At 45.1% G+C, this 235-nt stretch carries 1 rRNA gene; it reads left to right on the top strand.

From position 1 onward, the window contains the following. Window positions 1-150: 150 nt before the first annotated feature. Window positions 151-235: ribosomal RNA gene (gene rrf / locus KNO69_RS15290) — 5S ribosomal RNA — on the top strand; the annotation flags it as partial.

The following is a 235-nucleotide window of genomic DNA, read 5'->3' on the forward strand; positions in this document are numbered from 1 at the left end:
GGAAGCGTGGCGACACGTGGAGCTGAATGATACTAATCGGTCGAGGCTTTGATCTAGTCTATGGTTTGTGTTGATGAATCCTCAGTTTTGAGAGAACAATCTCAAAAAACATGTTGACATTATGTTAAAATAATGTTAATATCATATTTGTCTGGTGGCGATAGCGAGACGGCCACACCCGTTCCCATGCCGAACACGGAAGTTAAGCGTCTCAGCGCCGAAAGTAGTTGGGGGA

Origin of the sequence: Exiguobacterium sp. s131, assembly GCF_018617345.1 — a bacterium.
In the GTDB taxonomy this organism is placed as follows: domain Bacteria; phylum Bacillota; class Bacilli; order Exiguobacteriales; family Exiguobacteriaceae; genus Exiguobacterium; species Exiguobacterium profundum.